General features: G+C 71.7%; 16 protein-coding genes and 3 pseudogenes. 6 read left to right on the plus strand and 13 right to left on the minus strand.

What is annotated here, in order from left to right:
- Nucleotides 1–3 precede the first annotated feature (3 nt).
- From ACKTSN_RS05415 to ACKTSN_RS05445, 7 genes are all read right to left on the minus strand, one after another.
- Nucleotides 4–606, minus strand: coding sequence for a TetR/AcrR family transcriptional regulator (locus ACKTSN_RS05415; protein ID WP_409468024.1), 603 nt, complete (start codon nucleotides 604–606; stop codon nucleotides 4–6).
- Entirely contained in the window at nucleotides 603–935 is a 333-nt protein-coding gene (locus ACKTSN_RS05420; RefSeq protein ID WP_409468025.1) for a non-heme iron oxygenase ferredoxin subunit, read from the minus strand. Before ACKTSN_RS05420 ends, ACKTSN_RS05415 begins: the two co-directional genes overlap by 4 nt.
- 235 nt (nucleotides 936–1,170) lie before the next feature.
- Nucleotides 1,171–2,427 carry an MFS transporter gene (locus ACKTSN_RS05425; protein ID WP_409468026.1) on the minus strand — a complete coding sequence of 419 codons (1,257 nt, stop codon included), beginning with the start codon at nucleotides 2,425–2,427 and terminating at the stop codon, nucleotides 1,171–1,173.
- A gap of 113 nt (nucleotides 2,428–2,540) precedes the next feature.
- Nucleotides 2,541–3,821 (minus strand): XdhC family protein, encoded by a 1,281-nt coding sequence (locus tag ACKTSN_RS05430; protein WP_409468027.1) that lies wholly within the window; start codon nucleotides 3,819–3,821, stop codon nucleotides 2,541–2,543.
- Nucleotides 3,822–3,970: 149 nt separating this feature from the next.
- Nucleotides 3,971–6,166: a xanthine dehydrogenase family protein molybdopterin-binding subunit gene (locus ACKTSN_RS05435; RefSeq protein WP_409468028.1), complete on the minus strand. Its 2,196-nt coding sequence runs from the start codon at nucleotides 6,164–6,166 to the stop codon at nucleotides 3,971–3,973.
- A complete protein-coding gene (locus ACKTSN_RS05440; RefSeq protein ID WP_409468029.1) occupies nucleotides 6,163–7,143 on the minus strand; it encodes an FAD binding domain-containing protein in 981 nt (326 codons plus the stop codon). The genes ACKTSN_RS05435 and ACKTSN_RS05440 overlap by 4 nt, the downstream gene beginning before the upstream one ends.
- A 12-nt stretch (nucleotides 7,144–7,155) precedes the next feature.
- On the minus strand, nucleotides 7,156–7,803 hold the full coding sequence (locus ACKTSN_RS05445; protein WP_409468030.1) for a (2Fe-2S)-binding protein: 648 nt from the start codon (nucleotides 7,801–7,803) through the stop codon (nucleotides 7,156–7,158).
- A 447-nt stretch (nucleotides 7,804–8,250) separates the two neighbouring features.
- Here ACKTSN_RS05445 and ACKTSN_RS05450 point away from each other — a divergent pair.
- Together ACKTSN_RS05450 and ACKTSN_RS05455 are read left to right on the plus strand one after the other, a co-directional pair.
- Nucleotides 8,251–8,394 (plus strand): annotated as a pseudogene (locus tag ACKTSN_RS05450) (transcriptional regulator); the annotation flags it as partial.
- Nucleotides 8,395–8,593: 199 nt separating this feature from the next.
- Nucleotides 8,594–9,070, plus strand: a complete 477-nt coding sequence (locus tag ACKTSN_RS05455) for an ATP-binding protein (RefSeq protein ID WP_409468031.1) — start codon at nucleotides 8,594–8,596, stop codon at nucleotides 9,068–9,070.
- Nucleotides 9,071–9,104: 34 nt separating this feature from the next.
- Here ACKTSN_RS05455 and ACKTSN_RS05460 read toward each other — a convergent pair.
- Nucleotides 9,105–9,700, minus strand: a pseudogene (locus ACKTSN_RS05460) (NAD(P)/FAD-dependent oxidoreductase); the annotation flags it as partial.
- Between ACKTSN_RS05460 and ACKTSN_RS05465 the strand changes: the two are divergent.
- A pseudogene (locus tag ACKTSN_RS05465) lies at nucleotides 9,701–10,012 on the plus strand (DUF6596 domain-containing protein); the annotation flags it as partial.
- Between the two features lie 133 nt (nucleotides 10,013–10,145).
- Here the strand turns inward: ACKTSN_RS05465 and ACKTSN_RS05470 are convergent.
- Both ACKTSN_RS05470 and ACKTSN_RS05475 read right to left on the minus strand, forming a co-directional pair.
- Nucleotides 10,146–10,982 carry a hypothetical protein gene (locus tag ACKTSN_RS05470; RefSeq protein ID WP_409468032.1) on the minus strand — a complete coding sequence of 279 codons (837 nt, stop codon included), beginning with the start codon at nucleotides 10,980–10,982 and terminating at the stop codon, nucleotides 10,146–10,148.
- Between the two features lie 90 nt (nucleotides 10,983–11,072).
- On the minus strand, nucleotides 11,073–12,962 hold the full coding sequence (locus ACKTSN_RS05475; protein ID WP_409474746.1) for an ABC transporter ATP-binding protein: 1,890 nt from the start codon (nucleotides 12,960–12,962) through the stop codon (nucleotides 11,073–11,075).
- Between the two features lie 174 nt (nucleotides 12,963–13,136).
- Between ACKTSN_RS05475 and ACKTSN_RS05480 the strand changes: the two genes are divergently transcribed.
- A complete protein-coding gene (locus ACKTSN_RS05480) occupies nucleotides 13,137–14,102 on the plus strand; it encodes a lysylphosphatidylglycerol synthase transmembrane domain-containing protein (protein WP_409468033.1) in 966 nt (321 codons plus the stop codon).
- A 72-nt stretch (nucleotides 14,103–14,174) separates the two neighbouring features.
- Nucleotides 14,175–14,939, plus strand: a complete 765-nt coding sequence (locus tag ACKTSN_RS05485; protein ID WP_409468034.1) for a crotonase/enoyl-CoA hydratase family protein — start codon at nucleotides 14,175–14,177, stop codon at nucleotides 14,937–14,939.
- A gap of 2 nt (nucleotides 14,940–14,941) precedes the next feature.
- Here the strand turns inward: ACKTSN_RS05485 and ACKTSN_RS05490 are convergent, their stop codons facing one another.
- Genes ACKTSN_RS05490 through ACKTSN_RS05500 form a run of 3 tightly spaced genes read right to left on the minus strand, consistent with a single transcriptional unit; the run spans nucleotide 14,942 to nucleotide 19,022 of the window.
- A complete protein-coding gene (locus ACKTSN_RS05490) occupies nucleotides 14,942–16,150 on the minus strand; it encodes an NAD(P)/FAD-dependent oxidoreductase (protein ID WP_409468035.1) in 1,209 nt (402 codons plus the stop codon).
- Complete coding sequence (locus ACKTSN_RS05495) at nucleotides 16,147–17,586, minus strand: FAD-dependent oxidoreductase (protein ID WP_409468036.1); 1,440 nt, start codon at nucleotides 17,584–17,586, stop codon at nucleotides 16,147–16,149. The genes ACKTSN_RS05490 and ACKTSN_RS05495 overlap by 4 nt, the downstream gene beginning before the upstream one ends.
- Nucleotides 17,583–19,022 (minus strand): FGGY family carbohydrate kinase, encoded by a 1,440-nt coding sequence (locus ACKTSN_RS05500; protein ID WP_409468037.1) that lies wholly within the window; start codon nucleotides 19,020–19,022, stop codon nucleotides 17,583–17,585. The genes ACKTSN_RS05495 and ACKTSN_RS05500 overlap by 4 nt, the downstream gene beginning before the upstream one ends.
- A gap of 263 nt (nucleotides 19,023–19,285) precedes the next feature.
- On the opposite strand from ACKTSN_RS05500, the gene ACKTSN_RS05505 reads away from it, so the two are divergent.
- A complete protein-coding gene (locus tag ACKTSN_RS05505; RefSeq protein ID WP_409474747.1) occupies nucleotides 19,286–20,275 on the plus strand; it encodes a hypothetical protein in 990 nt (329 codons plus the stop codon).
- The last annotated feature ends 6 nt before the right edge of the window (nucleotides 20,276–20,281 follow it).

Here is a 20,281-nt window from a genome sequence, read left to right on the forward strand (position 1 = left end):
TGTTCAACGTTCATCGGTTCCGGTCACCCGCCGTACCAGGTCCACCCAGGTGCTCTCCAGACGTGCGGTGGTGACCTGACATTCGTTGCGCAGGTAGTCCATGGTCTCCAGGCTCACGAAAGCCAGCATGGCGTGGGCGAGTATGTCGTGATCACCCTCAACTCCCGCTTCCCGCAGGAGAGACGAGACGTGATGGTGAAAGGCCCGGCGGTCCTCCGAGGCATTGCGCCGTTCGCAGAGGACCTGGCGCCCCAGCGCGGCACCCAGGTCCGCATCGTCGGCGACGCGCGCGACCAGGGCACAACCGAATGCCCTCAGCCGGTCTCTCGCCGGTGCTCCCGGTCCCAACGGAGGGGGACCGGAGGTGTACGCCTCCTGGAATTCCGCCTCGACGTCGCCCAGCAGAGCCAGCAGGAGTCCGTTGCGGTCGCCGAACCGGCGAAAGAGCGTGCCCTTTCCCACCCCGGCCGCCTGCGCGACCTCGTGCATCGTCACATGCTCTGCTCCCCGGTCGGCCACCAGCCGGGCGGCCGCATCCAACAGTCGGGCACGGTTGCGGGCGGCATCGGCCCGCTCCGCAGGGGCATCGTCCGGCGCCTGCGTCACCGTTCACTCCGCGGTACCACGCGTGCGTACACGCATCCGTCCTCGACCTGCACCGGGTACACAGGGACGGGACGTGTCGCCGGCGGGTCGAGGGGGTGTCCGGTGCGCAGGTCGAAGCGGGAGGCATGCAGCCAGCACTCGACCGTGCACCCGTCCACCTCGCCCTCGGAGAGCGAGACGGCACTGTGCGAGCACACATCGTGGATTGCGAACACCTGTTGCTCGGTCAGGACGAGGGAGACGGGAACGCCCTCCACCTCGAACCGTCGGGGGACGCCCTCCTTCAAGTCGTCGAACTTGCAGAGGTACGTGTAGCCGCTGCTGGGCATCGCTCTCCTCGGGTGCATCCATGACACGGGGGTCGGCCATCCGCTCCACAGGGGTGCATCGGGCAGGCCGCGCCGGCCAGGAGCGTCACTGCGTGTGATCGTTGCTGATCGCCAACGCTAGCGACGCAGTCCGGGACTGGGACCCGACCCCAGCCCGAATCGAACTCGGCACATGGACCTAAGACGCGGTCAGCGAGCGACGTGGCCGCCGTCGGCGGGGAGGGCGACGCCGAGGTCAGTGCCGTGGCTGCATCTCTGCGGGTTCGTCGTGTCGCGCGTGGGTGGGGGCGGTGCGCTGGGCCACGATCCGCGTCCTGTGCGGCGTGCCGCTGACGGCGAGGGCGATCAGCGGGAGGAGGGTGAGGGCGGCGGCGACGGTGCCGACCAGGGGCGGGCCGGTCAGGCCGAGGGAGGAGTCCAGGGCCATGCCGGCGATCGCCGAGCCGGCTGCGATGCCGGTGTTGTAGGCGGAGGTGGTCAGCGCGGAGGTGAGGGTGGGAGCGTCGCCGGCGAAGCGGACGGCGAGCGAGGTGACGACCGGGTTGACGGTGAATCCGGTCAGGGCCATCAGGAAGACGAGGGCGGTGGCCGTGACGGGGTTGGTGGACAGCGGGATCAGCAGGAGCAACACCAGGGCGGTGGCTGCGGCGGCGGTGAGGGTGGTGCTCATCGGGCGGCGGTCGCCCAGGCGGCCCCCGATGGTGTTACCGCCCAGGGCACCGACGCCGAAGGCGATCAGGACCACCGGTACGGCTCCTTCCGGAATGCCGGCGCGGTCGGTCAACAGCGGGGTGATATAGGTGTAGGTCGCCAGAACGCCGCCCATGATCAGCATCGCGGCGGTGAGTGCCAGCCACAGCCGGCCCTGTCGCAGAGCACCGACCTCGGCCCGGACGGACACCTCCGCGCGCTGCTCGCTTGTGGGGATGAAGCGGCCGATGAATGCGGCGGCAAGCGCGGAGAGGACGGCCAGAGCCCAGAAGGGGCCACGCCAGCCGGTGAACTGGCCGGCGAAGGAGCCGATCGGCACACCGACGACGTTGGCCAGGGTCAGACCACCCATCATGACGCCGACGGCGCGGGTGGCGTTGTGCGGGCCTGCGGCGGCGGTGGCGACGACGAAGCCGACGGCCCAGAACGCTCCGGTGGCCAGAGCGGTCACGACGCGGGCGACGAGGACGATCGTGAAGGAGGTGCTGAGGACCGCGACGACGTGGCCGAGGCTGAAGACGGCGAGGGCCAGGATCAGCGTCTGGCGCTGCGGCATGCGCAGGGTTGCCATGGCCATGGTCGGCCCGCCGACGATCATGCCGATGGCGAAGGCGGTGATCAGCAGGCCGGCGTGGGAGACGCTGACTCCGAGGTCGCCGGCCAGCTCCGGCAGCAGGCCGGCGATGACGAACTCGGTGGTCCCCATCAGGAACGTGCCGGCGGCAAGCACCCACACGACGAAGGGCAGCTTGCCGGGGGTGGTCCCGGATGCGGAAGGCATACGTGTGGTCTCTCCTTGGGCGGAAAGGGGGCAGATCAGGGTGGGTGATGGCGAGGCCGTCGAAGCGTCCGTCGCGGGAGTCGGTTCCTTTTGATGCGGCGGTGCGACATCCCTTACCGTGCGATTCTCGGTTCCGCTCTGGTGGCGTTTCCGTCCCCGTTCTTCTTCGCGGCCAGGGCCCGAGCCGCAGCGTGTGACCAGTCGAGTTCGGCGACCGCAGTCTCGACTTCCCACCGTGCGGCCACGTCTTCGCGGATGGGCTGGTCATCGCCGAGGCCATGAGCAGTCGGCTCGTGAATCGGGCCGGTGCGCTGAGAAAGCGGCAGGCCACTCGCCCGGTTGGTGTCGGCGATGATCTCCGCGGTGATGGAGACCGCCGTCTCCTCCGGCGTGCGGGCGCCGAGGTCGAGGCCGATCGGGGAGCGCAGCCGGGCCAACTGGTCCTTGGTGACGCCGACTTCGCGCAGGCGGTTGAGGCGGTCCTCGTGGGTGCGCCGGGAGCCCATCGCGCCGATGTAGCCGACGGGCAGGTCGAGTGCGAGCTGCAGCAGGGGGATGTCGAACTTGGCGTCGTGGGTGAGGACGCAGACGGCGGTACGGCCGTCCACCTCGGTGCGTTCCAGGTAGCGGTGGGGCCAGTCGACCACGACCTCGTCCGCGTGCGGGAAACGTGCCGCGGTGGCGAAGACGGGACGGGCGTCGCAGACGGTGACCTGGTAACCGAGGAACCGGCCGGCCTGGCTGAGCGCGGCGGCGAAGTCGACCGCGCCGAAAATCAACATGCGGGGGCGGGTGGCTGCCACGTGGACGAGGACGGAGAGCCGGTCGGGGCAGGTGTCCGTGTCCCCGCCGAGCGAGGTGAGCGCGGTGCGTCCCGTCCGGAGCAGAGCCCTGGCCCGGTCCGCCACCGCCCCTTCGACTGCCCTCTCGCCCAGGGTGCCTTCGGTGAGATGACGGTCCCCGAGCACGCTCAGGGTTGAGCCGAGGAGTTCGTCGGGGCCGTCGACAACCTGTGCCACGGCAGCAGGGCGGCCTGCGACCGCCTCGGCGAGGGCCGCGCAGAGATGCGGCTGGGTTGCGGGGTCGACGCGCTGCACAAACACGTCGAGTTCGCCGCCGCAGGTCAGTCCGACGGCGAAGGCGTCCTCGTCTGAGTAGCCGAACTGGGCGCGCTGGGGAGCACCCTGGTCGTGGAGTACCTGCCGGCACAGTTCGTAGACGGCTCCTTCGACGCAGCCGCCGGAGATGCTGCCGACCGCGTTGCCGTCCTGGTCCACGGCGACCGACGTACCGACCGGCAGGGGTGCGCTGCCAGTGACGTCGACGACCGTGGCCAGGGCGAAGGGGCGTGCCTCGCGGCACAAGCGGTGCAGTGTGTCCGCGATGTTCAGCATGGGTCTGTCTCCGTGGTTCGCCGTGGGGTTGGTGGGCCGCCGCCGCGTCGCCGGGGAGCGTGTACGCGGCGGCGGCCCTGACGTCCGGCAGCCCGACGGGGGGACAGGCTGCCGGACGGGTCGGTGGGCCCGTCACTGGAATGCCAGGGCTAGATCAGTGCCTCGGCGGTGATGGGCAGATCGCGGACCCGGCGGCCGGTGGCGTTGAAGACCGCGTTTGCGATGGCGGGTGCCACGCCGACCATGACGACCTCGCCGAGCCCCTTGACGCCGAGCGGGTCGGCCTCCATGTCCTCGCCCTCCAGGTAGATCGCCCTGAGATCGGGGACGTCCGCGTTGACGGGGACGAGGTAGTCGGCCAGGCTGGCGTTCGCGATACGACCGTCGCGGTGGTCGGTGACCGTGTGCTCCAGCAGCGCCTGGCCGATGCCGCCCACCATGCCGCCGATCGCCTGGCTGTCGGCGAGCTTGGGGCTGATGATGCGGCCCGCGTCGTACACGCCCAGGATCCGCCGCACCCGCACCAGGCCCAGCGTGGCGTCGACGGCCACCTCGGCGAAGGTCGCGTTGTAGGCGTGGAAGGAGTGCCGCTCGGGACTCGACGGTCCGGTGTAGGAGCCGCGTGCTTCGATGCGGGAGCGGTTGTTGCGGGTCAGCAGCCGCTGGTACGTCTCGCCCCGAGCCGGGTCGTTCCTGACGTGCAGCCGACCGCTGCGCACCACGACGTCCTCGGCGGCCACCCCGTACAGCGGCGACTCCTCGTCCTCGACGGCCAGCTCGATCGCCTGCCGGCGAACCCGGTTGCAGCCGTCGAGGACGGCGGAGCCGACACTCGCCATGGTCATCGAGCCGCCGTGCGGCCCGGTCTGCGGGTAGAGCGAGTCGCCGAGCCGGAAGGTCACCGCGCGCATCGTCAGCCCGAGCGCGTCGGCGGCGACCTGGGTGTGGGAAGTGTAGGTACCCGGCCCCATGTCACTGGAGGCGGTCTCGACCACGGCCGTGCCGTCGATGTCCAATCGGACCCGGGCTTCAGCAGGCATACGCGCGGTGTGGTAGACACCCGCGGCCATACCCATGCCGATCAGCCAGTCGCCCTCCCGCCGCGAGCGCGGCCTGGTGGGCCGGCGGTCCCAGCCGAACTCACGGGCGCCAACGGTGTAGCACTCGCGCAGCCGGCGGGTGGACCACGGCAGTCCGGACGACTCGTCCTCGGCCGGCTCGTTGCGTCGGCGCAGCTCGATCGGATCGATACCGAGCTCGTTGGCGAGTTCGTCCAGCGCCGACTCGATCACGTAGGACGCCGTCGCAGGGCCCGGGCCGCGCATCCAGATCGGGGTGCTCACGTCCAGCGGCACCGTCCGGTACGCCTGACGGACGTTGGGCGTGCTGTAGAGCATCCGGCCCGGGTCCATGACGCCCTCGACGAACGTCTCGTAGGAGGAGGTCTCGTGGTCCATCTCGTGGTCCATGGCGACCAGCCGGCCCCGCCGGTCGGCGCCCAGGCGCAGACGGTACTCGTAGGACGGCCGGAAGCCGACACCGAAGTACATCTGCTTGCGGCTCAGCACCAGCTTGACCGGACGGCCCGTCTCCCGCGCCGCCAGGGCGGCGATGGGGACGTGCGGCCAGCATCGCAGTCCGCTGCCGAAGCCACCACCGACGAACGGCGAGATCACCCGCACCGACTCCGCGGGCAGGCCGAACACCGCGGCGAGCTCGTCCCGCGTGCCCATCACCCACTGGGTCTTGTCCCACACGGTCAGCCTGTTGCCGTCCCAGCGGGCGATGGTGGCGTGCGGCTCCATCGGATTGTGATGGTTACGCGCCAGGTGGTAGGTCAGGTCCAGCCGCACGGCCGCGTCACGCAGCCCCGCCTCGACATCACCACGCGCGTAGTTCGTCGGCTCGCCCGGCTCCCCCTCGGCCAGATCGGTCGAGGGCCGCTCGGCGTCGTACTCGACCCTGACCAGGCTCGCGCCGTGCTGCGCGGCCTCCAGGGTGCTGGCCACCACGACGGCGACCGGCTGACCGTGGAAAAGCACCCGGTCGTCCTGGAACACCCGCAGCCTGCGGCCGGACGGGTTGTTCGACCCGGAGTTGTCACGGTACGGCAGCCGCGGCGCGTTGCCGTGGTGGATCACCCGCAGCACGCCCCGGTGGGCCTCGGCGTCACGGGTGTCGATCGAGGTGATGCGGCCTCGGCCGATACTCGCATCCACGATGACGGCGTGCACCGCACCATCGACCTCGTGCTCGGCGGCATACAGCGCCCGACCGGTGACCTTCGCCCGGCCGTCCACCCGGGACAGCGGCGCACCGACGGCTGCCTGTGGCTGGGGACTCATGCGTTCTCTCCTACGATGCGCAGCTGGCGTTCGACGGTCCGCTGCAACAGCTCGGGCTTGAAGCGGTTGTGCCGAAGCGGGCGGGCTCCCTCCGCCGCCCGCGCGGCGGCGGCGGCCCACAGGGCCTCGGACGGGCGTTCACCTACGAGGTGCTGCTCGACCGCGGGAAGCTTCCACGGCACGGTGCCCACACCGCCGGCGGCGACCTTCGCCTCTCGGATCACCCCACCGCTCACATGCAGCGCGACGGCCGCCGAGGTCAGGGCGAACTCGTAGGACTGCCGGTCACGCACCTTCAGATAGCCCGATCGCAGCGGGCGCGGAAGCGCGGGGATCTCCACCGCGGTGATCAGCTCACCCTGTTGGACGGCCTGCTCACGGTTCGGGGTGCTGCCCGGCCGCAGTAGGAAGTCCGCGAAGGGGAGACGGCGCTCCCCGTCCGGCCCCAGCAGGTGCACGGTCGCCTCCAGCGCCGCGAACGCCACGGCGACGTCGGAGGGGTGGGTGGCGACACAGTCGTCGGAGGTACCGAGGATGGCGTGCATCCGGTTGAAGCCCTCACGGGCGGCACACCCCGAACCGGGCTCGCGCTTGTTGCAGGCGGCGGTGACATCCCGGAAGTAGGTGCACCGGGTGCGCTGCATGATGTTGCCGCCGATGGTCGCCATGTTCCGCAGCTGCGCCGAAGCACTCAGCTCCAGCGCCTCGGAGATCACCGGGTACAGGCTGCGCACCTTGCGGTCGGCGGCGGCCTGGGACATGGTCACCAGCGCGCCGATGCGCAAGCCCCCGCGCTCGGTGGCGGTGACCTCACGCAGCGGCAGGCCGGAGATGTCGACCAGCGTCTCGGGACGCTCGACGGTCTCCCGCATCAGGTCGACCAGCGTGGTGCCCCCGGCGATGTAATGCCCGCCGCGGCGACCGGCGTTGAGGGCTTCCCGGGTGTCGGAGACACGGGTGTAGGAAAAGGGATGCATGGTGGCCGATCCTTACTTCCGGCCCGCGGTCTGCTCGACCGCGCGCACGATCTTCGTGTAGCAGCCGCAGCGGCAGATGTTGCCACTCATCCACTCCCGGATCTCCTCCGGCGAGCCGGTGTGACCCTCCTGGATGCAGCCCACACCGGAGACGATCTGGCCCGGCGTGCAGTAGCCGCACTGGAAGGCGTCCTCGTCGATGAACGCCTGCTGCAGCGGGTGGAGTTGGTCGCCGTCGGCCAGGCCCTCGATCGTGGTGACCTCGGCACCCTCCATGCGCACCGCGAGCGTCAGGCAGGCGTTGACCCGATGGCCGTCGACCAGCACGGTGCACGCCCCGCAGGCCCCGGCGTTACAGCCCTTCTTCGAACCGGTCAGGTCGAAGTGCTCGCGCAGCAGGTCCAGCAGCGACGTGCGATTGTCCACCGTCACGGTCCGGCGGGTGCCATTGACCGTCAACGAGACCCGGCTGGAGGGCGCCGCCGCTGCGGCGCCGGCTTCCTCCGGGCCGAGGAGCGTACCCCCGATCACGCCGCCCGCAAGGACAACACCGCCGACCGCGGTACTGGTGGCGATGAAGGTGCGCCGAGTCGGCGCCGAAGAGGACTCGCTGGAGTCGGTGGGGGGTGGAACGGCGGATTCAGGGAGATCAGTGGACATGGATATGCCTTCGCATCACGAACGGATCGGCCGTACAGAGCGGCACGGCAGGAGGCGGGATCGTCGTCGCCGCAGATGTGGGCGACCGCCGCTTCACTGCCGCGGCCGTCCATGTGGGGAGTGTGGCATCACAGGTAATGCCTGTGGCAGGGAGAGTTTTATCCCCCTCTTGGTTTTCTCACCCACAGGTAAGGGACAAATAGGCAGGCTGCCGAGAACGCACGCGAGGAGGCCGCGTGCCCGGAAGTCATCGGAGGCGCACACATCAAGACACCGCGCATTGGGATGGCTCCTTACGTGCGGGGGGATCGGCCGCCGTGAAGGGCCGGGCGGGCCGGGTGCCACGCCATCCAGGTAACCGCCGTTCCTAGCGGGCAGCGAGTTACTGGTGAGGGGTGTACTGGCAGTACACCCCGACCTGCCGGACTCGGGCGTACGGTCAGGCGTGTGGACAACCGTGACGAAGTCCGCGAGTTCCCCACCTCACGGCGAGCCAAGATCAGCCCCGAGCAGGCCGGACTGCCGGCCCACGTCAGCGTCGAGTACTACGCCAAGCTGGAGCGCGGCAACCTCCCCGGCGTCTCAGCAGCCGGGAAGGGGGGAGAGTTTTCACCCCGGAGGATCCTCACCCAGGATGGAATTCTCCCCTTTGCAGGCTCGAGCGACAGCGGCAAGGTCATGGACGTGACCGGAGAACAGAGCTGGTCACCTGAAAGCTCTCCCGTAATGAACCCGTTGGGGCGGGAATTCTCCACCAGGCGCTTTCCTACCTGAACCCCGGATGACGACCATGACCCCCACTTCCGACGCCTGTCACTTCCACCAGTTCACCTTCCCCACTCGGCCCGCCTCCGTTCCCGAGGCACGCCAACGCACCTCCGCCGCACTCACCGACCTGGGGCTGCGTCCGAACGCCGAGGTGACGCAGAGCGCGCTGCTGATCATCAGCGAGCTGGTTACCAACAGTGTCGTCCACGCCGGACATCGTTCCCCACAGGTCCGCATCACCGTGGCCGTAGAGCGGCGCAACCTCATCCTGGCCGTTCACGACCGCCATCCTCAGCGGCCCGCCCTTCCCACGTCCCCCGACGCCACGGCGACCGGCGGTCGCGGGCTGCGCATCATCTGCGAACTGACCCACCAGGCGGGCGGATCCGCCTGGACTGTCCCGGGTCCTGATGAGGTCGGCAAAACCGTCCTTGTCCGCTTGCCCAGGAGCCGGCCCTATCGCTGCCGCAGCACCCACGAGGCAGCACAGCGCCGGTAGAGAGAAACACCATGCTCCGTGGAGCGTGCAGTGCTCATGCGGCCGGGCGGCTACCGGACCGGCCCCCGTCGGAGAGCTGCGTGTCGCTGCTCGCGACGAACGCGTCCTGCGGGTGCTGAACCGAGGCGAGGGAGACCAGATCCCGGCCGAACAGGGCCGCAGTGAGCCAGACGGTCAGAACCCGGGCCTTGCGCTCCCAGGTCGGCACCGCCAGAACGTGATAACCCCGGTGCATCAGCCAGGCGGGAAGTCCCTTGATGACAAGACTCTTGTACTGGAAGATGCCCCGCCCCGGGCCCAGCGTCGCCACCACTCCCAGACTGCTGTGGCGGTAGTTGCGGACTTCCCCCCGTGCAGGTCGGCTGCGATGTTCTTCGCAAGGCGCTTGCCCTGCCGTACGGCATGCTGGGCGTTCGGCACCGTCCGCGCTCCCGGGGCGGGCGAAGCCAGGTCGGGAACGGCCGCATCGTCTCCGGCCGCCCACACATCCGCCACCGGCTCGCGGTCGGTGCCCACCCGAAGATCGGGACGGACTACAAGGAGACCCCGCTCGTCGACCGGAAGATCGGTGTGATTGTGCACCACCGGGTTCGAGGCGTTGCCGGCGGTCCAGACGATCAGCGCCGAATCGAGGTGGCGGGACTGCTCGCCCTCATGCTGCTCCACCACGCCCGGCGTGCCGCCCGGACCGCGCCCGGCGGCAGCCTGGTGCCGCTCGCCGAGCAGGACCGCGGCCGGTGGGACACCCACTCGATCGCCGAGGGCGTCGAGATCCTGCAGGCGGCCCTCGCCCGCGACCGGCTGGGCGAGTTCCAGGCCCAGGCCGCCATCGCCGCCCTCCACGCCGACGCCCCCACCGCCGAGGAGACCGACTGGGTGCAGATCGTCGAGTGGTACGACGAGCCCGCGCGCCTGACCGACAGCCCGGTCGTCCGGCTCAACACCCACCGGCGTCGCTGACGGGGCGCGTCGACCGAGAGGTCATCAACTCTGTTGTGCGGGGCGATACGGCGCTTCTTCGGGCGGCGTACCCGACTCCGGCTTCGGCTGTGGCCCACAAGCAGGCGGCCCCGGTTCAGGTGCGGGGTGAGATACCCAGGAACCGGTGGAGGGAGGTCGTCATGCTGGTGACGAAGGTGTCGCGGGTCGGGTCGTCGACACGGTCCAGGGACAGGTAGGGGTTGAGGTCTTCCAGCTCGACCAGGAGGAGGTCACCCTCCTGGGTACGGCAGGCATCCACCCGCTGGATACCGTGATCGAGGGTGTTCCAGTCGATGAAGCGGCGGGCGAAGCCGAGGTCGGCTTCCGTGGGCTGGTAGGGCTCAAGGACCCACCGCCGGTCGGGGTCGGGGGCGTGTAGCGCGTACTGGAAGGCGTCGTCGACGTAGTAGAACGACACCTCATAGCGGAAGTCGATGCGGGGCTGGACCAGAACGTCGCCATAGGCGAGGCCGCTCAGCTGGTCCCGGGAGACGAAGTTGAGGCCGATGGAGTCCGCCCCTGCCTTCGGCTTGACCACGTACTGGTCGCTCTCGGGCAGCAAGTCGAGGTCCTGGGGCCGGTCGATGCTGGGGATGACCGGGTATCCGGCTGCCGTGAGGTCTAGCAGGTACTGCTTGCCTGCCATGTCGGCCCGGCCGGACAGCGGGTTGTAGACCCGGGTGTCGCTCGCTGCGGCCTGGTTCCGGAAGGCGTCGTACTCCTTCTGGTACTGCAGCACGGGGCCGCTGTTGCGGACTACGACCGCGTCGAAGGCGTCCATGAGAGCGGCCGCATCCTTCGGGTGGCACAAAGCGATGTCGAAGTCGTTCCGCAGCCGCGACGACAGGAAGATGTCCTCGTCGCAGTAGCGCCGTCCCCGGGCCTGGTAGGCGAGATCGGTCACGAACAAAACGCTGGGGCGGCTGGGCACGGGGCATCTCCTGGGTCGGCGGCCACCAACCTACCCTCGCCATGATCGCCGACATGACGATCAAGCCGGTCCTGCTGTTCTGACCGCTCCCTACGCCGCCGCAGCGTCCGCCGGCGCCTGAGCCGCCCGCTCCTCGAACTGCGTCCGGTACAGCTCCGCGTACCGCCCCCCGGCTGCCAACAGCCCCTCGTGCGTGCCCCGTTCCACGATGCGCCCCGCTTCCAGGACCAGGATCAGGTCGGCGGTGCGCACCGTGGACAGGCGGTGGGCGATGACGATGGCGGTGCGGCCCTGAAGGGCTTCGGCGAGGGCCTCCTGGACCGCCGCCTCCGAGGTGTTGTCCAGGTGGGCGGTGGCCTCGTCGAGGACGACCACGCGCTGGCGGGCCAGGAGCAGCCGGGCGATGGTCATGCGCTGGCGCTCGCCGCCGGAGAGGCGGTAGCCGCGTTCGCCGACGACCGTGTCGAGGCCGTCGGGCAGGGACCGTACGAGCTCGTCCAGGCGGGCCCGGCGCAGGGCGTCCCACAGGTCGTCGTCGGTCGCGGTGGGCCGGGCCAGCAGCAGGTTGGCGCGGACCGTGTCGTGGAACAGGTGGCCGTCCTGGGTGACCATGCCGACGGTGGCGCGCAGGGAGTCGGCGGTCAGGTCGCGGGCATCGACGCCGCCGATGCGCACGGCGCCCTCGTCGACGTCGTAGAGGCGCGGCAGAAGTTGCGCGACGGTGGACTTGCCCGCGCCGGAGGAACCGACGAGGGCGACGGTCCGCCCGGGCTCGGCGCGGAAGGAGATACCGCGCAGCACCTCGGCGCCACCTCGGGTGTCGAGGGACGCCACCTCCTCCAGGGAGGCGAGGGAGACCTTGTCGGCGGAGGGGTAGCCGAAGCGCACATCGTCGAACTCCACCGCCACCGGGCCGTCGGGCACCTCGGCGGCATCCGGCTTGTCCTCGATGAGCGGCTTCAGGTCGAGCACCTCGAAGACCCGCTCGAAGCTGACGAGGGCGCTCATCACCTCCACGCGTGCGCCGGCGAGCGCGGTGAGCGGCGCGTACAGCCGGGTCAGCAGCAGGGCGAGGGAGACGACGGCGCCCGCTTCCAGGGTGCCGCGCAGGGCGAACCAGCCGCCGAGACCGTAGACCAGGGCCAGCGCCAGGGCCGAGACCAAGGTGAGCGCGGTGATGAACGCCGACTGGAGGGTCGCCGTGCGCACGCCGATGTCCGCGACCCGGCGGGCCCGGGCGGCGAACTCCGCCGACTCCTGCTCGGGGCGGCCGAAGAGCTTGACGAGGGTGGCGCCGGGGGCCGAGAAGCGCTCGGTCATGCGGGTGCCCATCGCCGCGTTCAGCGTCGCCGCCTCCCGCTGCATGCGGGCCATACGGCTGCCCATCCGCCGGGCGGGCACCACGAACACCGGCAGCAGCACCAGCGCGAGCAGCGTGACCTGCCAGGACAGGGTGAGCATCACGGCGAGGGTGAGCACCAGCGTGACGAGGTTGCTGACCACTCCGGACAGCGTGTTGCTGAACGCCCGCTGCGCGCCGATGACGTCGTTGTTGAGACGGCTGACGAGTGCGCCCGTACGCGTGCGGGTGAAGAACGCGACCGGCATGCGCTGCACATGATCGAACACAGCCGTCCGCAGATCGAGGATGAGCCCCTCCCCCAGCGTCGCCGAGAGCCTGCGCCCGAGGATGCCGAGCGCCGCTTCCACGACGGCGATGAGCGCGATCAGCAGCGCGAGTCGTACGACGGTTCCCTCGTCGCCGTCCGACACGATCGCGTCCACGACGCCGCCGGCCAGCACGGGGGTGGCGACGGCGAGCAGCGCGGTCACCACCCCGAGCAGCACGAACAGGGCGATACGGGGGCGGTGGGGGCGGGCGAACGTGCCGATGCGGCGCAGCGTGGCGCGGGCGAAGGGGCGGCGTTCCTGCTGGGCGGTCATGACGCTGTGCAGCTGCGTCCACGCCGTGGTCTCCATGCTCATACGACCGACCGTAGAACCTCAATCAATCTTGAGGTCAACCTTGGAGAGATGGATCGAGAGAGATCGGGGAGATCGGGAGAGATCGAAGTCCGCCCGCTTCCCGTACGTAAGCCGCCGTCCCCGCTTCCGCAACCCGCAGTTGAGGCGGTGCGGAAAACCTCTCCGAGTGTGACAGCAGTACAACGCCCCACGGGACGGCTCCTCGGACGCATCCCCTTCCGCCTGATCCTGGGCCTGCTCCCACTCGTCCTCGTGGCGTACCTCGCGGTGCGGCACCATGACGTGCTCGCCGAGGGCTTCCACCACCTGGCGACGGCCAAGTGGCCCTGGCTGCTGGCCGCGGGCGGCGCCACCTGCCTGACCTGGGTCGCCATGGCGGTGACCCGGCAGGGCGCCGTCGTCGAGCGGCTGCCGGGCTTCCGGCTGCTGGCCACCCAGGTCGCGGCGATGGCAGCCAACCACATGCTGCCGACCGGGCTGGGCGCGAGCGCGGTCAATCTGCGGTTCATGACGGTGTGCGGGCTGCCGCTGGCCCGCTCCTCGGCGGCATTGGCGCTCTATCTGCTCGCGGAGAGCATCGCCCGGGTCGGTCTGCTGGCCGCGCTGCTCCTGCTCTTCCCCGGCGCGCTCCGGCTCGGCACCCTCCTGCCGGACGGCGCGACCGGCCCGCTGCTGCTCGGGCTCGGCGCGGCGGTACTGGTGGCGGTGGCCGTCCTCCTGCTCGTACGGCGGCTGCGCACAGCCGTCGTCTCCTTTCTGCGCACGGCGCTGGGCGAGGCGCGCTCGGTGCACATGCGTCCGTCGCGGGCGCTGGCCCTGTGGGGCGGTTCGCTGGCGTTTCCCGCGTTGCAGGCGGCCGGGCTGGTGGCGGTGGGGCTGGCGCTGGGGCTGGAGATACCGCTGTGGCACATGGTGGTCGCGTATCTGGCGGCGACCGTCGCCGTCGCGGTGGTGCCCACGCCGGGCGGGCTGGGCTCGGTGGAGGCGGCGCTGATCGTGGCGCTGGTGGCGGCGGGCGGGCCGGTGGCGGTGGCCACGGCTGTGGTGCTGGCGTACCGGATCATCACGGTGTGGCTGCCGCTGCTGCCGGGGGCGTTGACGTTGGGGGCGCTGGTGCGGCTGAAGGTGATCTGAAGGGCTCTCCCGCCCACTGCTCAGGACCGGTAACGTGCTCGCTCCGATGCCGACGAACGGAAAGATTCCAGCATGCCGGTCCGGATCGAGCGCCAAGGTCTCGTCACCACGGTCGTCCTCTCCCGTCCCGAGGCCCGCAACGCGGTGGACGGACCGACGGCGGCCGAACTCGTTGCCGCCTTCCGGGAGTTCGAGTCGGACGACGCGGCGCGGGTGGCGGTGCTGTGGGGCGAGGGCGGCACGTTCTGCGCGGGAGCCGACCTCAAGGCGCTCGGCACCGAGCGCGGCAACCGGGTCACGGAGGACGGCGACGGCCCGATGGGGCCGACGCGGATGCGGCTGTCGAAGCCGGTGATCGCCGCGGTGGCCGGACATGCCGTCGCCGGGGGCCTGGAGCTGGCCCTGTGGTGCGATCTGCGGGTCGCTGAGGAGGACGCCGTCTTCGGGGTGTTCTGCCGCCGCTGGGGCGTCCCGCTCATCGACGGCGGTACGGTACGGCTGCCCCGGCTGATCGGCACGAGCCGCGCCCTGGACATGATCCTCACGGGACGGCCGGTCCCGGCCGACGAGGCGTACGAGATGGGGCTCGCCAACCGCCTCGTGCCCAGCGGCACCGCCCGCGCCGCCGCCGAGGAACTGGCCGCCACGATCGCCCGCTTCCCCCAGCCCTGTCTGCGCTCCGACCGCGCGTCCGTCCTGGAGCAGGACGGCCTGGACGAGCAGACCGCGATGCGCGGCGAACTCCGGCACGGCATGGGCGTGTTGGCGCAGAGCCTCGAGGGCGCGGCGCGGTTCGCCTCCGGTGCGGGACGGCACGGCGCCTTCACGGACGACTGAGTTCAGGCGACGCTCACCCGGACCGGGCCGCCCTTGGGATCGACGCGGGGCGTCCAGCGTGCGGTGAGCGTGAGCGTGCGGTTCGGGACGGCCGAGCGCAGCGGTCGGCGGTGCAGCAGGCGGCCGTCCTGGGTGATGTGCAGGACCGGGTGGGTGAGCAGGGTGGCCGTGCGCAGTACGTAGGGGTGGCGGTCGGCCGGGGTGACGCGGTTCGGGGCGATCCAGCGCAGGGGCGGATCCACGGTCAGGGGGACGCCGTCGGGCCACTCGGCGCCTGCCAGTGCGGCAAGGACGGCGTCGGCGGCGTGTGCGCCCTCGCGAGCCGCCGTGGCCGCGCTCTCCACGGCGTGCAGCACGCTCCCGACGGCGAACACGCCCGGGTGGGCGGTGCGCAACGCGCCGTCGACGGCCGGCCCGCGCGTGCCGGGATCCAGGGGCAGTCCGCCGCGCCTGGCCAGTTCGTGGTCGGGCACGAAGTCGCCGGTGAAAACGACCGTGTCGCAGAGCAGGGTGGCCGTACGGCCGTCGCGGTGGCGTACCCGGACGCCCGACAGCCGTCCGTGGCCGAGCAGTTCGGTGACCGTGGTGTCGGTGAGCAGTGGGATGCCGCGGCGCAGCCGGGCGTCCAGCGCGCGGACGGTTGCCGTCTGGGCCCGGGGCAGCTCCGTGACCATGGCGACGACGTCGGCCCCGGCGGCTCGTACGGTGTCGGCGGCGGCATATGAGACGTCCTGCGCGCCGACCACCACGGCCCGGGTGCCGACCGGCTGCCGGTGCAGGTGGACGGCTTGCTGGAGTTCGCCCGTCGTGTAGACGCCGGCGGGACGCGTGCCCGGCACCAGGCGTGCCGTGCGGGGGCGTTCGCGGGCGCCGGTGGCCAGCACGATCGCTCTCGCGGTGATCGTCTCGGGGCCGTCCGGGCTGACCGTCGTCAGGGCCAGCGGGCCCGCCCAGTCGAGGGCGGTCACCCCGGTGCGTACGACTGTCCCGGCGTGGACCGCGGCGTCGGCCAGCAGACGCGCGTACGCCGGCCCGGTCAGCGGGCGCGACCAGGTCCCGAAGCCGCCGTGCGCGCAGTGCCGTGGCACTCCCCCGGCCTGCTGCTCCCGGTCCAGCACCTCGACCCGCCCGGCCCCCGCGGCGGCCAGGCGGGCGGCGGCGGCGAGTCCGGCGGGTCCGGCGCCGACGACGAGGACGTCGACCTGTCTCATGCGCCGGCCTCCTCGAACAGCGCCCGCACCGCGGCTCCGCAGTAGAAGCCCTGGCAGCGGCCCGCCCGGGCACGGGTGCGGCGGCGCAGTCCGTCGAGGGTGCGCGGCGGGATCGTAGCGGCGAGGGCGTCGCGGATCTCGCCGCGCGTGACGCGTTCGCAGTGGCAGACGAGGGTGCCGTACTGCGGGTCTGCGGCGATGAGGTCGGGGCGCTGGTACGGGCGGGGGAAGGCCTCGCCGAGGTTCGGCATGCGCACCGGCTCCAGCTCCCGTTCGGGACCCGGGTCGAGACCCGTCTCGGTGAGCAGCCCTGTGACGTGCGCTGCGATGGCGAGCGAGGCGGTCAGGCCGGTCGAGCGGATGCCGCCGACGGTGACGTACGCCTGCTCGGGGTGGGCGCGGATGCGGTAGTCGTCGTGCTCGGTGGCGGCGCGCAGACCGGCGTAGACGGCGGTGACCTCCTCGTCGAGCAGTGCGGGCAGGATGCGGCGGCCCTTGTCGCGCAGGGTGGCCAGTGCGTCGGCGGTGGAGCCGGTGGCCCGCTTGTCGTGCAGGTCCTCGGCGGTGGGGCCGAGCAGAACGTTGCCGTAGACGGTGGGGGCGACGAGGACGCCCTTGCCGAGGGCCGTGGGGACGGGGAGGAGGATGTGGTGGACCAGGGCGCGGGCGAACTTGTCGAAGACGAGGAGCTGGCCGCGGCGCGGGGTGACGGTGAAGTCGTCGTGGCCGAGCTGTGCGTCGAGTGTGTCGGCGTGCAGTCCGGCCGCGTTGACGAGCCGGCGGGCGCGCAGGGCGCCTCGGGGCGTCTTCAGCACATGGCTGCCGTCCTGCCGGCTCGTCTGCTCCACCCGGCAGTTGAGGTGCAGGTCGACCCCGTGGCGGACCGCCTGGGTGGCGTACGCCAGGGTCGTCGTCCAGGGGCAGATGATGCTCTCGCCGGGCACGTGCAGGGCGCCGAGGGCGCCCGGGCCGAGGTGGGGTTCGCGGGCGTACAGTTCGGCGGGTCCGAGCAGGCGGGCGGCGTGGTACTCGTTGCGTTCGGCCTTCTCGGCGAGCCGGGGCAGCGCGGCGAGCTGTTCCTCGTCCCAGGCGACGAGCAGGGCACCGACCGGTTCGACGGGGATGCCGGACTCGGCGGCGTACGCGGCGAGTTGCCGGGCGCCCTCGCGGACCAGCCGCGCCTCCAGCGAGCCGGGGACCGCGTCGAACCCGGTGTGCAGGATGGCGGTGTTGGCCTTGGAGGTGCCCTGACCGACGTCGTCCTGGGCCTCGACGAGGGCGACGCGCAGGCGTGGGTGCCGGGCTAGGGCGCGGGCGATGGCGCCGCCGACGACACCGGCGCCGATGACGGCCACGTCGTACGTCACGGCAGGCAGCGGCCCCCGCTCGGTGACCGTCGTCCGGCCGTTGAGCTGCCCCGTCTCGGCGCCCGTCATGCGGGCGTCCCGTCGAGGAGCGCAGCGACGGCGCGGCGGAATGCCGCGAGGCGCTCGGCGGCCTCGTCGGCGGTGATGCGGGGCTCGTACACGGCGGCCGGTTTCCAGTCGGGCAGCGCCTCGGCGACCGTCAGGCCGGGCTCCGCGCCGAGCCGGGCCAGCACGCCCACGCCGAGGGCGGTCGCGTCGGGCAGCGCGGACACCTCGACGGGGAGTTGCAGCAGGTCGGCCTGGGTCTGCATGAGGAGCGTGGAACGGGTGAGTCCGCCGTCCACGCGCAGCGCCGCCAGCGGACTGCCCAGGTCCGACGCGGCCGCGTCGGCGAGGTCGACGACCTGGGCCGCGAGGCCCTCGCACAGGGCGCGCACCACATGCCCGGGGGTGGTGTCGAGGCCGAGGCCGGTGAGCGATCCGCGCAGGTCGCCGCGCCACCAGGGGGCGGCGAGCCCGGCCAGTGCGGGGACGAAGGTGACGCCCCCGCTGTCGGGCACCGAGGCGCCGACGGGGTCGAGGTCGGCGGCGCCCTTGATGACGCCGAGGTCGGTGAGCCAGCGCACGGCGGACGCGGCCGTGTACACCTGGCCGTCCAGGCAGTAGGCGGTGCGTCCGGCGAGCCGCCAGGCGACGCAGCTGACCAGGCCGGAGTTGCCGCGCCGGGGGGTGTCACCGGTGTGCGCGAGCAGGAACGCGCCGGTCCCGTAGGTGCATTTGGCGCCGCCGGGTTCGGTGATGTGCTGGGCGAGCAGAGCGGCCTGCTGGTCGACGATCAGGCCGGTGAGCGGGATCCGAGGGCCGAAGGCGGTGGTGGTGCCGACGGGGCCGGCGGTGTCGACGACGTCGGGGAGCCGTTCGCCGGACAGCCCGTAGAGGTCGAGTGCGCGGGGCGACCACTGGACGCGGTCGAGGTCGAGCAGCTGGGTGCGGCCGGCGGTGGCGGCGTCCGTGGCGTAGGCGCCGGTGAGCCGGTGGACGAGCCAGGCGTCGCTGGTGGTGACGACTCCCTCGCGGGTGCGGTTGCGTCGTATCCACGCCATCTTGGGCGCGGCGAAGTACGGGTCGACGGGCAGGCCCGTCAACTGCCGCAACTCGTCCTCGTGCGGGGCGAGTTCGACGCACACGGGCTCGGCGCGGCGGTCCTGCCAGACGAGCGCGTCGGTCAGCGGGCGGCCGGTGCCGGGATCCCAGGCGAGCACGGTCTCGCCCTGGTTGGCGAGGCCCAGCGCCACGACCGGCTCGCGCGCCTCGGCCAGCGCGCGGCGGCCGGCGTCGACCACCGAGTCATACAGCTGGGCCGGGTCGACCTCGACCAGGCCGCCGGGCAGAAAGCGGGGCCGTACGGCGGCGAATCCGGTACCGATGACGCCGCGTTCGGGGCAGATCACCAGCGCCTTGGTGCCGGACGTGCCCTGGTCGACGGCGAGCACCGGACCTGTCATCGAACCCCCTGTCGACTCCTGGGCGATCACGGCTCGACAGCCTGCCGTCGCCCGCCACACCCCGTCAAGCGGTGCTGACTCACCGTCAATCATGCTTTGAAACGAGCCAGTTCCCAAGGATCGGGGAAAGCGGAGGTGAATGCGGAACCTCCGCCTCTATAGTGACCGCCGACCACGCGATCTCCTCAACCGCCGCTCGGGGGAGCCCTGTTGTTACTCCACCCTGCCGTCCGGACCCGCCCGTTGACCGGGGCGGGGGGATGATGGCCAGAGACGGAGCACGACCCGCCTACGATCCCGCCGGACCCGACAGTGCGCTGCGCACCGCGCTTCAGGAGGTGCGCACCGGACGCTGGATGTCGATGCGCACGCTGCTCGCGGAGACCGCGACCTGGGGGCAGTGGACCCAACGCACACAGATCCTGGCCGCCGCGGCTGCCGGCACCGACGTGGTGCGGGCCTGGCTCGCCGAGGAACCGGACAGCGTCCCGGCCGTGGTGATGCAGGCCCGGGTGGGGGTGGAGCGGGCGCTACGGGCGGCCCGGGACGACCATCGCCGTACGCAGGAGCTGTGGCACGAGGCCTGGCTGGCGAGCGACACGGCGTCCCGCGCGGCCCCGCACGACCCGGTCCCGTGGGTGTGCCTGCTGGCGCTGGCCCGGCTGGACCGCGAGCAGCGCTGGGACGAGCACCGGGTGGCGCCGCCGGAGCCGATGCTGCCGCCGGGCCCGTGGGGGCTGCTGGCTCAGGCCCACAAACGCGACCCGTACAACCGCGAGGCCCACCATCGCATGGTGCAGTTCCTGTACGCGCGCTCGGCGTCGGGGCGGCTGGCGGAGGCGGTCGGCTTCGCCCACTGGGCCGCCGACGGGGCACCGCCGGGCTCCGCGCTGCATGTGCTGCCGCTGTACGTGCGGGTCGAGCGCTACCGGCGGACCGGCGGGCGGGACGCCGCGCTCGATCTGCACTGGGTCGCCGAGGACGCCACCCGCGAGGCACGCCGGGCCTTCCAGGGCTGGTTCGAGCTCACCACCGCCGCCGAACGCTCCCCGCTCGACCTCAACCATCTCGCCCACGCCCTGTGGAGCGCCCTTCAGTTTCCGGAGGCGGCCCGGGTGTTCGACGCCATCGGCCCGTACTACGCGCCCCTGCCCTGGGCCTGCCGCACCTCCGGTCCGGCCGATCACGCCCAGGCCGTGGACGTCTTCCTGCAGGCCCGGGCCCGCAGCCGCTCCGCCGCCCGACGCCCCTGACGTCCC

This window comes from Streptomyces flavusporus, assembly GCF_046267975.1.
Classification (GTDB): domain Bacteria; phylum Actinomycetota; class Actinomycetes; order Streptomycetales; family Streptomycetaceae; genus Streptomyces; species Streptomyces flavusporus.

Excerpts from the sequence above, each read along its gene's own strand:
- ACKTSN_RS05485 (WP_409468034.1), top strand. The coding sequence starts at position 14,175 with ATGCCGGTCCGGATCGAGCGCCAAGGTCTCGTCACCACGGTCGTCCTC.
- ACKTSN_RS05475 (WP_409474746.1), bottom strand. The coding sequence starts at position 12,962 with ATGGAGACCACGGCGTGGACGCAGCTGCACAGCGTCATGACCGCCCAG.
- ACKTSN_RS05505 (WP_409474747.1), top strand. The coding sequence starts at position 19,286 with ATGGCCAGAGACGGAGCACGACCCGCCTACGATCCCGCCGGACCCGAC.
- ACKTSN_RS05490 (WP_409468035.1), bottom strand. The coding sequence starts at position 16,150 with ATGAGACAGGTCGACGTCCTCGTCGTCGGCGCCGGACCCGCCGGACTC.
- ACKTSN_RS05420 (WP_409468025.1), bottom strand. The coding sequence starts at position 935 with ATGCCCAGCAGCGGCTACACGTACCTCTGCAAGTTCGACGACTTGAAG.
- ACKTSN_RS05445 (WP_409468030.1), bottom strand. The coding sequence starts at position 7,803 with ATGTCCACTGATCTCCCTGAATCCGCCGTTCCACCCCCCACCGACTCC.
- ACKTSN_RS05455 (WP_409468031.1), top strand. The coding sequence starts at position 8,594 with ATGACCCCCACTTCCGACGCCTGTCACTTCCACCAGTTCACCTTCCCC.
- ACKTSN_RS05500 (WP_409468037.1), bottom strand. The coding sequence starts at position 19,022 with ATGACAGGTCCGGTGCTCGCCGTCGACCAGGGCACGTCCGGCACCAAG.
- ACKTSN_RS05430 (WP_409468027.1), bottom strand. The coding sequence starts at position 3,821 with ATGCTGAACATCGCGGACACACTGCACCGCTTGTGCCGCGAGGCACGC.
- ACKTSN_RS05435 (WP_409468028.1), bottom strand. The coding sequence starts at position 6,166 with ATGAGTCCCCAGCCACAGGCAGCCGTCGGTGCGCCGCTGTCCCGGGTG.
- ACKTSN_RS05495 (WP_409468036.1), bottom strand. The coding sequence starts at position 17,586 with ATGACGGGCGCCGAGACGGGGCAGCTCAACGGCCGGACGACGGTCACC.
- ACKTSN_RS05425 (WP_409468026.1), bottom strand. The coding sequence starts at position 2,427 with ATGCCTTCCGCATCCGGGACCACCCCCGGCAAGCTGCCCTTCGTCGTG.
- ACKTSN_RS05440 (WP_409468029.1), bottom strand. The coding sequence starts at position 7,143 with ATGCATCCCTTTTCCTACACCCGTGTCTCCGACACCCGGGAAGCCCTC.